The 13,092-nt window shown below is 72.3% G+C and carries 8 protein-coding genes and 1 pseudogene; 5 read left to right on the top strand and 4 right to left on the bottom strand.

The features are described 5' to 3' along the window. Nucleotides 1-102 precede the first annotated feature (102 nt). The 3 genes from sepF to DRB96_RS23760 all read left to right on the top strand — a co-directional run bounded on the left by sepF (nucleotide 103) and on the right by DRB96_RS23760 (nucleotide 2,437). Complete coding sequence (gene sepF / locus DRB96_RS23770) at nucleotides 103-723, top strand: cell division protein SepF (protein ID WP_112450286.1); 621 nt, start codon at nucleotides 103-105, stop codon at nucleotides 721-723. Between the two features lie 60 nt (nucleotides 724-783). Next, nucleotides 784-1,080 (top strand): YggT family protein, encoded by a 297-nt coding sequence (locus tag DRB96_RS23765; protein WP_112450285.1) that lies wholly within the window; start codon nucleotides 784-786, stop codon nucleotides 1,078-1,080. A gap of 82 nt (nucleotides 1,081-1,162) precedes the next feature. After that, on the top strand, nucleotides 1,163-2,437 hold the full coding sequence (locus DRB96_RS23760; RefSeq protein WP_112450284.1) for a DivIVA domain-containing protein: 1,275 nt from the start codon (nucleotides 1,163-1,165) through the stop codon (nucleotides 2,435-2,437). A 285-nt stretch (nucleotides 2,438-2,722) separates the two neighbouring features. On the opposite strand, the gene ileS is transcribed toward DRB96_RS23760, so the two are convergent. Next, the gene (ileS, locus tag DRB96_RS23755; protein ID WP_112450283.1) at nucleotides 2,723-5,869 is read right to left on the bottom strand and encodes an isoleucine--tRNA ligase; all 3,147 of its coding nucleotides are present in this window, start codon (nucleotides 5,867-5,869) and stop codon (nucleotides 2,723-2,725) included. 603 nt (nucleotides 5,870-6,472) lie between these two features. Here ileS and DRB96_RS23745 point away from each other — a divergent pair. After that, a pseudogene (locus DRB96_RS23745) lies at nucleotides 6,473-7,882 on the top strand (SbcC/MukB-like Walker B domain-containing protein); the annotation flags it as partial. A gap of 87 nt (nucleotides 7,883-7,969) precedes the next feature. Here the strand turns inward: DRB96_RS23745 and DRB96_RS23740 are convergent. Together DRB96_RS23740 and DRB96_RS23735 are read right to left on the bottom strand one after the other, a co-directional pair. Continuing rightward, nucleotides 7,970-9,703 carry a DUF885 domain-containing protein gene (locus DRB96_RS23740; protein WP_112450281.1) on the bottom strand — a complete coding sequence of 578 codons (1,734 nt, stop codon included), beginning with the start codon at nucleotides 9,701-9,703 and terminating at the stop codon, nucleotides 7,970-7,972. Nucleotides 9,704-9,751: 48 nt separating this feature from the next. Further along, on the bottom strand, nucleotides 9,752-10,234 hold the full coding sequence (locus DRB96_RS23735) for an Lrp/AsnC family transcriptional regulator (protein ID WP_112450280.1): 483 nt from the start codon (nucleotides 10,232-10,234) through the stop codon (nucleotides 9,752-9,754). Between the two features lie 60 nt (nucleotides 10,235-10,294). Here DRB96_RS23735 and DRB96_RS23730 point away from each other — a divergent pair, with 60 nt between their 5' ends. Continuing rightward, nucleotides 10,295-11,545: a PLP-dependent transferase gene (locus DRB96_RS23730; protein ID WP_112450279.1), complete on the top strand. Its 1,251-nt coding sequence runs from the start codon at nucleotides 10,295-10,297 to the stop codon at nucleotides 11,543-11,545. Here DRB96_RS23730 and DRB96_RS23725 read toward each other — a convergent pair. Then, on the bottom strand, nucleotides 11,490-12,932 hold the full coding sequence (locus DRB96_RS23725) for a GNAT family N-acetyltransferase (protein ID WP_112450278.1): 1,443 nt from the start codon (nucleotides 12,930-12,932) through the stop codon (nucleotides 11,490-11,492). The genes DRB96_RS23730 and DRB96_RS23725 overlap by 56 nt on opposite strands. Nucleotides 12,933-13,092: the final 160 nt, after the last annotated feature.

Raw genomic sequence — 13,092 nt, 5'->3', positions numbered from 1 at the left:
ATGAGCGGATGGACCACGTGGATCGCGGGCAGTTGGTGACATTCGTGACACGGCGAGACACCTGCGACAGGGCGATCCACCACAGAGCGGAGGACTCAGAGAATGGCCGGCGCGATGCGCAAGATGGCGGTCTACCTCGGCCTCGTGGAGGACGACCGGTACGACAACCCGGGGTACGACCCCGACGACGAGTTCGAGCCCGAGCCGGAACCGGAGCGGTCGCGCGAGCGGGACCGCCGACAGCAGCCCGTTTCGCACCAATCGCCCGTATCGGACGAACCGGTACGAGTTGCACAGCCTCCGGCGCCAAGGGAACCCCTCCCAATGCCGGTTGAAAACGGACGTCCTGCGCGAATCGCCCCCGTGGCATCCATCACACCCGAACGCTCGAATCTGGAGAAGAACGCCCCCGTGATCATGCCCAAGGTCGTCTCCGAGCGGGAGCCGTACCGCATCACGACACTCCACCCCCGGACCTACAACGAGGCCCGTACCATCGGGGAACACTTCCGTGAGGGCACTCCGGTGATCATGAATCTCACGGAGATGGACGACACGGACGCGAAGCGTCTGGTCGACTTCGCCGCCGGCCTCGTGTTCGGCCTGCACGGCAGCATTGAACGCGTGACACAGAAGGTGTTCCTGCTGTCGCCTGCTAACGTCGATGTCACGGCGGAGGACAAGGCCCGCATCGCGGAGGGCGGGTTCTTCAACCAAAGCTAGACCGATCCGTCAGATACGGGACCGGGAACTGAGCGGGAGCAGGGGAGAGGGAAGCGCGGGATGGGTGTCGCACTACAAGTGGTCTACATCGCGCTGATGTGCTTCCTCATCGTGCTGATCTTCCGACTGGTCATGGACTACGTGTTCCAGTTCGCACGTTCATGGACACCCGGCAAGGCGATGGTGGTCGTTCTGGAGGCCACCTACACTGTCACCGATCCACCGCTCAAGCTTCTCCGGCGGCTCATCCCGCCGTTGCGTCTCGGGGGCGTGGCACTCGACCTGTCCTTCTTCGTTCTGATGATCATCGTTTACATCCTCATCAGTTTCGTGAGCACCGCTGCGAGAAGCGTGTGAACGATGTGCTTCCCCGCAGGCGCGGGGACAGTCCCGATACGGTCTTGCCGACTGCCGACGACTACGTAGAGGTGAAGAAGACATGCCGCTGACCCCCGAGGACGTGCGGAACAAGCAGTTCACGACCGTCCGCCTCCGAGAAGGCTATGACGAGGACGAGGTCGATGCCTTCCTCGACGAGGTCGAGTCCGAGCTGACGCGCCTGCTGCGCGAGAACGAGGACCTGCGCGCCAAGCTCGCGGCCGCCACGCGCGCCGCCGCGCAGAACCAGCAGCAGCAGGGCATGCGCAAGCCGGAACCCCAGGACCAGCGCGGCCCCGGCGCCCCCGTGCCCGCGGCCATATCCGGCCCCCCGCAGCAGCAGCCCCAGATGGGTCCGCCGCAGCTTCCGGGTGGCCAGCCCCAGCTTTCGGCCGGTCCCGGTGGGCACGGCCAGCAGGGTCCGGGCCCGATGGGCGGCCCCATGCAGCAGCACACCATGGGTGGGCAGCAGCAGATGGGCCAGCAGGGCATGGGCCAGCAGATGGGCCAGCAGGGCATGGGCCAGCAGGGCATGGGCCAGCAGGGCCCCGGCCCCATGGGCGGCCCGATGCAGCAGCAGTCCATGGGCGGCCAGAACCCGCTCGGCCAGCAGATGGGCCAGCAGCAGATGGGCCAGCAGATGCAGCCGATGGGGCAGCAGATGCAGCCCATGGGCCAGCAGATGCACCAGCAGCAGCCGCAGCAGCTCCCGCAGCAGGGCCCCGGTGGCGACAGTGCCGCCCGCGTCCTGTCGCTCGCGCAGCAGACCGCCGACCAGGCGATCGCGGAGGCCCGTTCCGAGGCCAACAAGATCGTCGGCGAGGCCCGGTCGCGCGCCGAGGGCCTGGAGCGGGACGCCCGTGCCAAGGCCGACGCGCTGGAGCGGGACGCGCAGGAGAAGCACCGCGTCGCGATGGGCTCCCTGGAGTCCGCCCGCGCCACGCTGGAGCGCAAGGTCGAGGACCTGCGGGGCTTCGAGCGCGAGTACCGCACCCGTCTGAAGTCCTACCTGGAATCGCAGCTGCGCCAGCTGGAGACCCAGGCCGACGACTCGCTGGCCCCGCCGCGGAACCCCGCCGGTCCCGCGCTGCCTCCGTCGCCGTCTCCTTCGATGGCCCCGGCCGGTGCGATGCACTCCATGGGCGGTCCGTCGATGGGCGGCCCCTCGCCGATGGGCGGTCCGTCGCCGATGGCCCCGTCCTACGGTGGCGGCCAGCAGCAGATGTCCCCGGCGATGACGCAGCCGATGGCTCCGGTGCGGCCTGTCGCTCCGCAGCCGATGCAGCAGGCGCCGTCTCCCATGCGGGGCTTCCTGATCGACGAGGACGACAACTAAGCGGTATCCGTCGGCAGACGGTCGGGCCGGGCCCGGTTCCCCTTCGGGGGCACCGGGCCCGGCCCGTTTTCGTACCCCGGCCGGTACGCGGCCCCCGGGCTGCGCCCGGACCCCCTGGGGCTCCGCCCCGGACCCCGCGCCTCAAACGCCGGCGGGGCTGGATAGATCCAGCCCCGAGGACCGGGTCCGGGCCGGCCCGGGGAACGGTGGAAGGGCGGGGAGGGGAGAGAAACAGCTGTGGCCCGACGCCCCCCGGGAGGGGTGCCGGGCCACAGGGGGCCTGGGCTACGCCTTGCGGAGGCGGAAGGTCAGGCCGAGGGGCTCGTCCTCGAACGGGTCGCCGTACGTGTCGTCCGCGTCGCCGGACGCGTAGTCCGTGGCGAGGACCTCGTCCGCGATGAGGCCCGCGTGGTCCGTCAGGGCCGTCACGACCTCCGGGTCCGGCGAGGACCAGCGCAGGGCGATCCGGTCCGCGACGTCCAGGCCGGAGTTCTTCCGGGCCTCCTGGATCAGCCGGATCGCATCACGCGCCAGGCCCGCGAGCCGCAGCTCCGGAGTGATCTCCAGGTCCAGCGCGACCGTCGCGCCCGAGTCGGACGCCACCGACCAGCCCTCGCGCGGGGTCTCCGTGATGATGACCTCCTCCGGGGTGAGGGTGACCGTCTCACCGTTCACCTCGACGGTCGCCCCGCCGGAGCGCAGCGCCAGCGACAGCGCCGCCGCGTCCGCCGCGGCCACGGCCTTGGCCACGTCCTGCACGCCCTTGCCGAACCGCTTGCCCAGCGCCCGGAAGTTCGCCTTGGCCGTGGTGTGGACCAGCGAGCCGCCGACCTCCGAGAGGGAGGCCAGCGAGGAGACGTTCAGCTCCTCCGTGATCTGCGAGTGCAGCTCGGGGGAGAGGGTCTCGAAGCCCGATACGGCGACCAGTGCGCGGGACAGCGGCTGGCGGGTCTTGACGCCCGACTCGGCGCGCGTCGCGCGGCCCAGCTCCACGAGGCGGCGTACCAGCAGCATCTGCCGGGACAGCTCCGGGTCGATCATCGCGGTGTCCGGGACCGGCCACGTGGACAGGTGCACCGACTCCGGGGCGTCCGGGGTGACCGGGACGATCATGTCCTGCCAGACCCGCTCCGTGATGAAGGGGGTGAGGGGGGCGAGGAGGCGGGTGACCGTCTCCACGACCTCGTGCAGCGTGCGCAGCGCGGCCGCGTCGCCCTGCCAGAAGCGGCGGCGCGAGCGGCGGACGTACCAGTTGGAGAGGTCGTCCACGAAGGAGGAGAGGAGCTTGCCGGCGCGCTGGGTGTCATAGGACTCCATCGCCTCCGTGACCTCGGTCGTGAGGGCGTGGAGCTCCGAGAGGAGCCAGCGGTCCAGGACCGTGCGGTCCGCGGGCGCCGGGTCGGAGGCCGAGGGGGCCCAGTTCGACGTACGGGCGTACAGCGCCTGGAAGGCGACCGTGTTCCAGTACGTGAGGAGGGTCTTGCGCACGACCTCCTGGATCGTGCCGTGGCCGACGCGCCGCGCCGCCCACGGGGAGCCGCCGGCCGCCATGAACCAGCGGACGGCGTCCGCGCCGTGCTGGTCCATCAGCTGGATCGGCTCGAGGGTGTTGCCCAGGTGCTTGGACATCTTGCGGCCGTCCTCGGCGAGGATGTGGCCGAGGCAGACCACGTTCTCGTAGGAGGACTTGTCGAAGACGAGGGTGCCGACCGCCATCAGCGTGTAGAACCACCCGCGCGTCTGGTCGATGGCCTCCGAGATGAACTGCGCCGGGTAGCGCTTCTCGAAGATCTCCTTGTTCTTGTGCGGGTAGCCCCACTGCGCGAACGGCATCGAACCCGAGTCGTACCAGGCGTCGATGACCTCCGGCACGCGGACCGCCTCGAGGGCGCAGCCCTCGTGCGTGCAGGTGAAGGTGACCTCGTCGATGTAGGGGCGGTGCGGGTCCAGGCTCGCCTGGTCCGTGCCCGTCAGCTCGCTCAGCTCCGTGAGGGAGCCGACGCAGGTGAGGTGGTTCTCCTCGCAGCGCCAGATCGGCAGCGGGGTGCCCCAGTAGCGGTTGCGGGAGAGCGCCCAGTCGATGTTGTTGTTCAGCCAGTCGCCGAAGCGGCCCTGCTTGACGGAGTCCGGGAACCAGTTGGTCTTCTCGTTCTCCCGCAGCATCGCGTCCTTGACGGCGGTGGTGCGGACGTACCAGGACGGCTGCGCGTAGTAGAGCAGCGCGGTGTGGCAGCGCCAGCAGTGCGGGTAGCTGTGCTCGTAGGCGATGTGCTTGAAGAGCAGGCCGCGCGCGTCGAGGTCGGCGGTGAGCTTCTCGTCGGCCTTCTTGAAGAAGACGCCGCCGACGAGCGGGACCTCCTCCTCGAAGGTGCCGTCGGGGCGGACCGGGTTCACGACGGGCAGGCCGTACGCGCGGCAGACCGCGAGGTCGTCGGCGCCGAAGGCGGGGGACTGGTGGACCAGACCCGTGCCGTCCTCGGTCGTGACGTACTCGGCGTTCACGACGTAGTGGGCCGGCTCCGGGAACTCCACGAGGGAGAACGGGCGCTCGTACGTCCAGCGCTCCATCTCCTTGCCGGTGAAGGACTCGCCGGTGGCCTCCCAGCCCTCGCCGAGGGACTTCGCCAGCAGCGGCTCGGCGACGACCAGCTTCTCCGTGCCGTTCGTCGCCACCACGTACGTGACGTCCGGGTGCGCGGCCACCGCGGTGTTGGACACCAGGGTCCAGGGGGTGGTCGTCCAGACGAGGAGTGCCGCCTGGCCCGCGAGGGGGCCGGAGGTCAGCGGGAAGCGGACGTAGACCGAGGGGTCGACGACCGTCTCGTAGCCCTGCGCCAGCTCGTGGTCCGAGAGGCCGGTGCCGCAGCGCGGGCACCAGGGGGCGACACGGTGGTCCTGGGTGAGCAGCCCCTTGTTGAAGATCTCCTTCAACGACCACCACACGGACTCGACGTACTCGGGGTCCATGGTCCGGTACGCGTCGTCCAGGTCGACCCAGTAGCCCATGCGGGTCGTGAGCTCGGTGAACGCGTCGGTGTGACGGGTCACGGACTCGCGGCACTTGGCGTTGAACTCGGCGATGCCGTACGCCTCGATGTCCTTCTTGCCGTTGAAGCCCAGTTCCTTCTCGACGGCGAGCTCGACGGGCAGGCCGTGGCAGTCCCAGCCGGCCTTGCGGGCCACGTGGTAGCCGCGCATGGTGCGGAAGCGGGGGAAGACGTCCTTGAAGACGCGGGCCTCGATGTGGTGCGCGCCGGGCATGCCGTTCGCGGTGGGCGGGCCCTCGTAGAAGACCCACTCGGGGCGGCCCTCGGACTGCTCCAGGGTCTTGGCGAAGGTCTTGCTCTCGCGCCAGAAGTCGAGGACGGCGTGCTCGAGGGCAGGCAGGTCGACCTGGGCGGGTACCGGGCGGTACTGCGGCGGTGTGGTCATGAGGCTGAACTCTTCCTCCGGCGGGGTGTCACTTCCGTCCGGAGGGACGAGAGCCACGCCCTGAAGATCAGGGACTGCTCCCGCGGTACCACCCTCCTTGGCCTCCGGACACGTGGTCCGAGGGCCCCCTCATTGGGGTGCGAAGCCGGTTCTACGGTCCGCGGGAGCCCCTGCGGCTCCCTGCGGCTTTCTTCCGGCGGCTCCGGGGTGATCCTTCGCATCGCGCTCGCCCCCGGGCTCTCACCGTCCCCGGGTCGCTCCTGGCTGCGTCCGACGCTACTCGTCCCCATCCATGCCTCTCGCTGGGCCCCAGTGTACGGGCCGGGGCGCGGCTCGGCAGACCGGTTTACGGGGCGGGGCGGGGGGAGGTGGATGGACATGCGGCAGATGATTCCTCACGCTCGTGGAGCGTGACAGGAGGTCGGTCGGCCTGGCCCCCACCATCCGGTCTTCGCCCCCGGCCATGGAGCCACTGGGCTCGTCCCGGCTCTCGCGTGTGCTCCTGACCGTGTGCCGGGTCGCGGTCGGCCTGCTGTGGATCCAGAACCTTTCCAGGAAACACCCGCCGAACTTCGGGAACAAGTCCGCGCCCGCCCCGCACCCGGCCACGTCGACCGGGCCGCCGAGGACGCGGCGCACGCCCGCTTCGAGGGGGCCGAGGAGCGCAGGGCCGGCGTCGAGCGCAGACTGGCCGCCGTCCGGGAGGCCCGCGCCGAGGCCGCTGCCGCCGCGGGCGAGGCCACCACCGCCGAACTGCTGGACCTCCCCTCCGAGCTGAGCTCCCGCCACGCCGAGGCCCACGCCGCGGCCGCCGGACTGCACACCGCCCGCGAGCGGCTCGCCCGCGCCGAGCGGGAGCACGCCGTGCGCAGCTCCGACCGGCTGGAGGCGGAGGTCCGGGCCGGCGCGCGGGCCTCCCGCCGGGAGGGCCTCGACCGGGAACAGGCCGCGCTGGAGGCGGAGCTGGCCCTGGTACGGGCGGACGCGCCCAGTGTCGCGGCCCGGGCCGGGGTGCTCGAGGACCGGGTCCGCATGGTCACCGCCGCCGCAGCCTCGCTGCGGAGGGCCGAAACCACCGCGGCCCGGCTGAAGGAGGCCGACGACCAGCTGGCCGACGCCGCCTTCAAGGCCGGCTTCGACACCACGGAGGAAGCGGCCGACGCCGTCCTCCCGGAGTACGAGCGCACCGCGCTCCAGCGCCGGGCTGACGCCTGGCAGGCGGAGGAGGCCATGCTGGCCGACCGCCTCGGCGAGGGCGACACCGCCGCCGCGGCGGCCCGGCCCCCGGCCGCGCCGGAGGAGGCCGAGGCGTACGCCGCCCGGGCCGCCGCGAAGCTGCGTACCGCGGGATCCGCCGTGGACGCGGCCCGGGTGCGGTGCAAGGACCTCGACGGGCTCTCCCGGCAGGCCGAGCAGGAACTGCGCGCCCTGGGCCCGCTGCGCGAGGCCTACGACCGGGTGGCCCGTCTCGCCGGGCTCACCGCGGGCACCTCCGCCGACAACGAGCGCAAGATGCGGCTGGAGGCGTACGTGCTGGCGGCCCGGCTGGAGCAGGTCGCCGCCGCCGCGACGGTGCGGCTCCTGCGGATGTCGGGCGGCCGCTACACCCTGGTCCACTCCGACGCCAAGGCGAGCGGACGCGGCCGTTCCGGGCTCGGCCTGCACGTGGTCGACGCCTGGACGGGCAGCGAGCGGGACACCTCCACCCTGTCCGGCGGCGAGACCTTCTTCGCCTCGCTCGCGCTCGCGCTGGGCCTGGCCGACGTGGTCACCGACGAGGCGGGCGGCATGCGGCTCGACACCCTCTTCATCGACGAGGGCTTCGGCAGCCTGGACGACCAGGCGCTGGACGAGGTGCTCGACGTCCTGGACTCGCTGCGCGAACGCGACCGCAGCGTCGGCATCGTGAGCCACGTCGCCGATCTGCGGACCCGGGTGCAGGCCCAGCTGGAGATCGTCAAACAGCGCGGCGGCTCGGTCGTGCGCCACCGCGCGGCCGCCGGGACGGGCTGAGGCCTTCGCGCCGACGGGCGGTGGACGGTCCGGACGCCCTCCCCGGAGGGGGCCGGCCGGACCGTCCGCGCGGCGGGCACCGGGGGCTCAGAGCTTGGACAGCTCGTCCACCAGGTCGTCGAGGCCCAGCGAACCCTGGGACAGCGCCGCCATGTGCCACGCCTTCAGGTCGAAGGAGTCGCCGTGCGCGGCACGGGCGTTGTCGCGGCCCAGCAGCCAGGCGCGCTCGCCCAGCTTGTAGCCGATGGCCTGGCCCGGCATGGAGAGGTAGCGGGTCAGCTCGCTCTCGACGAAGTCCGCCGGCCGGCCGCTGTGCAGGCCGAAGAACTCCTGCGCCAGGTCCACCGTCCAGCGCTCGCCCGGGTGGAACGGGGAGTCCGCCGGGATCTCCAGGCCCAGGTGCATGCCGATGTCCACGATGACCCGCGCGGCGCGCATCATCTGGCAGTCCAGGTAGCCCAGGCGCTGTTCGGCGTCCTTGAGGTAGCCCAGCTCGTCCATCAGCCGCTCCGCGTACAGCGCCCAGCCCTCGGCGTTGGCGCTGACCAGGCCGACGCTGGCCTGGTAGCGGGAGAGCTGGTCCGCGACGTGCGTCCACTGCGCCAGCTGGAGGTGGTGGCCCGGAACGCCCTCGTGGTACCAGGTGGAGACCAGGTCGTAGACGGGGAAGCGGGTCTGGCCCATCGTCGGCAGCCAGGTGCGCCCCGGACGGGAGAAGTCCTCCGACGGGTTCGTGTAGTACGGGGCCGCCGCGCCGCCCGGAGGGGCGATCCGCGACTCCACGCGCTTGACCCGCTCGGCGAGCTCGAAGTGGGTGCCGTCGAGGTTCTCGATGGCCTCGTCCATGAGGCCCTGCAGCCAGGCCTGGACCTCGTCCACGCCCTCGATGTGGGTGCCGTGCTCGTCCAGGTGGCGCAGCGCCTCCCAGGGGCCGGCGCCCGGCAGGATCTTGGCCGCCTCCTGCTTCATCTCGGCGAGCAGCCGGTGGTACTCCGACCAGCCGTAGGCGTACGCCTCGTCGAGGTCCAGGTCGGTGCCGTTGAAGTAGCGCGACCAGCGGGCGTAGCGCTCGCGGCCCACGGGGTCGGGCTGCCCCTGGACGGCGGGGGCGTACACGTCGCGCATCCAGTCGCGCAGTTCCACGACGGCGGCGGTCGCGGCGGCCGCGGCTTCGTCGAGCTCGGCGCGCAGGGCCTGGGGGCCGCCCGCGGCGAAGCCGGCGAAGAAGCCGCCGGCCGGCTCGCCGTCGGCGCGGTCGGCGCGGTCGGCGCCGTCCTCGCCGGCCCAGCCGGTGAGCTGCTCGATGAAGGTGGCGGTGGGGCGCGGGCTGCCGAACAGCCCGCGGTCCAGGCCGAGCGCGAGGCACTCGCGGTAGCCCGCGTAGGCGGCCGGCACGGCGCGCAGCCGCTCGGCGATGGCGGCCCAGTCCTCGTCCGTGTCGGCCGGGGTCAGGGTGAAGACCTCGCGGACCGCGTGCGCGGGGGAGTGGATGTTGCTGACCGCGCGCAGGTCCTCGTCGGCTTCGTGGACCGCGAGTTCGGCGGTCAGCCGCTCGCGCAGCAGGCGGGCGCAGCGGCGTTCGACATCGCTGTCGGCGCCCGGCTGCCGCTCGGCGGCGTCCAGGAGGGCGAGCGTGGCGCGGGAGAGCCCGGCGGCCGCGGCGCGGCCCGCGGGGGAGAGGTCCGGGAGCTTGCCGGAGCTTTCGGCGACACCGAGGTAGGTGCCCGTGATCGGGTCGATGGCGATGAGCTCGTCGACGTAAGCGTCGGCGACCTGGCGGGGCAGCCGTGCGGAACCGTTGCCGGTGAGGATGTCTGACATGTGGACATCTTCGTATGCGGGAAGGGTCCGCGTCATCACCAACCGGCCTCAGCCTGCTGACGTAGGGGGGAGCAGGGGTCCGCAGTCCCACTCCTGGAAGATCAACCTGGTTTCCACGCGGGCGACTTCCCGGCGCGAGGTGAATTCGTCGAGGACCAGCCGCTGGAGCTCGCCGGGATCGGAAACGGCCACGTGTACGAGGTAGTCGTCGGGCCCGGTCAGGTGGAAGACGGCCCGCGAGGCCGGGAGCGAGCGCACGCGCTCGACGAAGGGGCCGATCAGCTCGCGGCGGTGCGGGCGCACCTGGACGAGGAGCAGTGCCTCCAGGCCGCGCCCGAGCTTGGCCGGATCCAGGCTGAGCCGGTTGCCGAGGATGATGCCGGAGCGGCGCATCCGGGCGACCCGGTCCAGACAGGTCGACGCGGCGATGCCGATCTCGGCGGCGAGATCGCGGTACGTGGTCCGGGCGTCGTTCTGCAGAAGCCGCAGAATCTGCAGATCGACCGGGTCCAGTGCGACAGATTCGGACATTGGCCGAACGTAGCACGGGGTTTTCCCGCCAAGGCCGATCAGCTGAGCACAGTACGGCCCATGGAGACGAACGCCCCGACCGTACGACGGTCACTGGCCACCGAAGCGGTTCATGCCGGACGCGAGGACCTCGCCGGGCTCGGACTGCACGCGCCTCCGCTCGATCTGTCGACGACGTACCCGTCGTACGACAGTCGGGCGGAGGCCGCCCGCATCGACGAATTCGCCACCACCGGAGCCCGGCCCGAGGGCCCGCCGGTGTACGCCCGGCTGGACAACCCGACCACCGCCCGGTTCGAGACGGCCCTCGCCCGGCTCGAAGGCACGGAGAGCGCCGTCGCCTTCGCGAGCGGGATGGCCGCCCTGTCCGCCTGCCTGCTGGTGCGCGGGATGCAGGGCCTGCGTCACGTGGTCGCCGTACGGCCCCTCTACGGGTGCAGCGACCACCTGCTGACCAGCGGGCTGCTGGGCACCGAGGTGACCTGGGTGGACCCCGCGGGCATAGCGGACGCCATCCGCCCGGACACCGGTCTGGTCATGATCGAGTCGCCCGCCAACCCGACCCTCGCGGAGATCGACCTGCGCGCCGCCGCGCACTCCTGCGGGGAGGTGCCGCTGCTCGTCGACAACACCTTCGCGACGCCCGTCCTGCAGCGGCCGGCCGAGAGCGGCGCCCGGCTGGTCCTGCACAGCGCCACCAAGTACCTCGGCGGCCACGGGGACGTCCTCGGCGGGGTCGTCGCCTGCGACGAGGAGTTCGCGCGGCAGCTGCGCCAGGTGCGGTTCGCGACCGGCGGGGTCCTGCACCCGCTGGCCGCGTACCTGCTGCTGCGCGGGCTCTCGACCCTTCCCGTACGGGTGCGGGCGGCCTCCGCGAGCGCCGCCGAGCTCGCCCGGCGGCTCGAGGCCGATCCGCGCGTCCTGCGGGTGCACTACCCGCGGATCGGCGGCGCCATGGTCGCCTTCGAGACGGCCGGCGACCCGCACGAGGTGATCGCCTCGGTCCGGCTGGTCACCCCGGCGGTCAGCCTGGGCAGCGTCGACACCCTCATCCAGCACCCGGCCTCCATCAGCCACCGCATCGTGGCCGAGGGGGACCGCCACGCCTCGGGCGTGAGCGACCGGCTGCTGCGCATGTCGGTCGGGCTGGAGGACGTGGACGACCTGTGGGCCGATCTGGACCAGGCGCTGGACCGGGCGACGGCCCCGGCGGCGGAGCTCACTGGTGTGAGCGCTGTCGGCGCTGTCGGTGCCGTCAGTGCTGGGTACGGGGCTGCGCGCGCGGAAGCTCGTACGGCAGCCGGGAGCTGACCGGGGTCGCGTCCAGCCGGGCCGTGATCACCAGGGTGCCCTCCTCGATCTGGTAGTCGAGGGGGAGGCCGAGGCCGCGCATGGCGGCGACCATGCCGGTGTTCGAGGCCTGGGTGACGGCGTACACGCTGTCGCACCCGGCCTCGACGGCCATCCCGATCAGCCGGCCGAGCAGCTCGGTGCCGATGCCGCGGCGCTGCCAGTCGTCCTCGATGAGCAGGGCCACCTCGGTCTCGTCGCCGTCCCAGAGCAGGTGGCCCAGGGCGACGAGCTTGCCGGACGCGGTGGTCGCGGCGAGGGTGCGGCCGAAGCGGGGGCTCAGCAGGTGGCCGAGGTAGCGGTCGGCGTCGGCGACGGGGCCGTGGTAGCGCAGGGACAGGGTGCGCTCGGAGCAGCGGTCGTGCATCGCGCGGGCGGCGGCCTGGTCGGAGCCGTCGGCGCGGCGGACGGTGATCTCGTTGCCCTCGGGCAGGGTCAGCACGTCCTGGCTGCGCGGGACGCGCGGGCCGAGCCGGGCGTCGAGCTCGACGAGCGCGCGGGCGCGGGCGAACTCGGTCGGGGTGAAGGGGAGGTAGGGCCGTTCGATGGTGATCGCACCGCCGGAGGGGTCGCGCAGCCGCATGACCGTGGTCTCCAGGACCCCCTCGACGGGCGCGTCGGCGCCCGCGTTGGGCCGGCCGGAGAGGGTGGTCGCCGGGATCGAGTGGATGGTGCAGCGGCCGAGCAGCTGGCGCAGGGCGAGCGGCAGTTCGGCGGCGTCCAGCGCGGTGCGCGTGGCCAGGCCCAGGACCCGGGTCGGGGTGTCGACGAGGTCGTGGGCGTCGGCCCGCTCGATCCAGGTGCTGTGGCCGCCGGCCCCGGCGATGGCCCGGGTGAGGTCGGCGGAGGGCAGCTGCTGCGGTGCGCGCAGCAGGAACTCGTCGACGGTGCCGCCCTCGGGGAGCGGGTGCGTCTGGAGGGTCAGGATGTCGACGCCGCTGCGGGCGAGGGCCGTGCAGAGGGCGGCGAGGCTGCCGGGCTGGTCCTGCACGGTGGTCCGCATCCGCCACAGGGAGGTGGTGGGCGCGGCGTCCGTGGGCGCGGCGCCGGAGGGCCGGGCGACGCCCGTCGGGCCGGTCCCCGCCTCGTCCGGACCGGCGGGTGCGGAGTCCGTGGGCGGGGGCGCATGGCTGTGGCGCCGTGCCCACCAGGTGTGGAAGGCCGCCGTGACCAGGAGCGCGACCGCCGAGGCGACGAGCAGGACAGGGCCGCGCGGACCGTGCACGACGAGATTGGCGATGGCGTCGGCCACCGCGACGGCGCAGAAGAGGGCGGCGAGCTCGACGAGGTCCCGGCGCCAGTGGTGGCGGTGGGAACGCTGGGCGGGGGCAGTGAGGGGCTCAGTCATGCAGACCACTGTGACGCAGGGGTGTTGCGTGATCACGAACGATCTGTGACCGACTGGTTAAGGATCCATCTGGCCGATTTCGCCCTGTTTTCCGGCTCATTTCAGATGTAAGGGCGAAGGACGGGGTCAGGGGCGGTTGGAGGCCGTCGCCGGGGCCGCC

The organism is Streptomyces sp. ICC1 (assembly GCF_003287935.1).
Lineage (GTDB): Bacteria > Actinomycetota > Actinomycetes > Streptomycetales > Streptomycetaceae > Streptomyces > Streptomyces tritrimontium.
The sequence above is the reverse complement of the archived record's forward strand: the minus strand, read 5'-3'. Positions and strand labels throughout refer to the sequence as shown.

Excerpts from the sequence above, each read along its gene's own strand:
- DRB96_RS23735 (WP_112450280.1), bottom strand. The coding sequence starts at position 10,234 with ATGTCCGAATCTGTCGCACTGGACCCGGTCGATCTGCAGATTCTGCGG.
- sepF (WP_112450286.1), top strand. The coding sequence starts at position 103 with ATGGCCGGCGCGATGCGCAAGATGGCGGTCTACCTCGGCCTCGTGGAG.
- DRB96_RS23730 (WP_112450279.1), top strand. The coding sequence starts at position 10,295 with ATGGAGACGAACGCCCCGACCGTACGACGGTCACTGGCCACCGAAGCG.
- DRB96_RS23740 (WP_112450281.1), bottom strand. The coding sequence starts at position 9,703 with ATGTCAGACATCCTCACCGGCAACGGTTCCGCACGGCTGCCCCGCCAG.
- DRB96_RS23725 (WP_112450278.1), bottom strand. The coding sequence starts at position 12,932 with ATGACTGAGCCCCTCACTGCCCCCGCCCAGCGTTCCCACCGCCACCAC.
- DRB96_RS23760 (WP_112450284.1), top strand. The coding sequence starts at position 1,163 with ATGCCGCTGACCCCCGAGGACGTGCGGAACAAGCAGTTCACGACCGTC.
- ileS (WP_112450283.1), bottom strand. The coding sequence starts at position 5,869 with ATGACCACACCGCCGCAGTACCGCCCGGTACCCGCCCAGGTCGACCTG.
- DRB96_RS23765 (WP_112450285.1), top strand. The coding sequence starts at position 784 with ATGGGTGTCGCACTACAAGTGGTCTACATCGCGCTGATGTGCTTCCTC.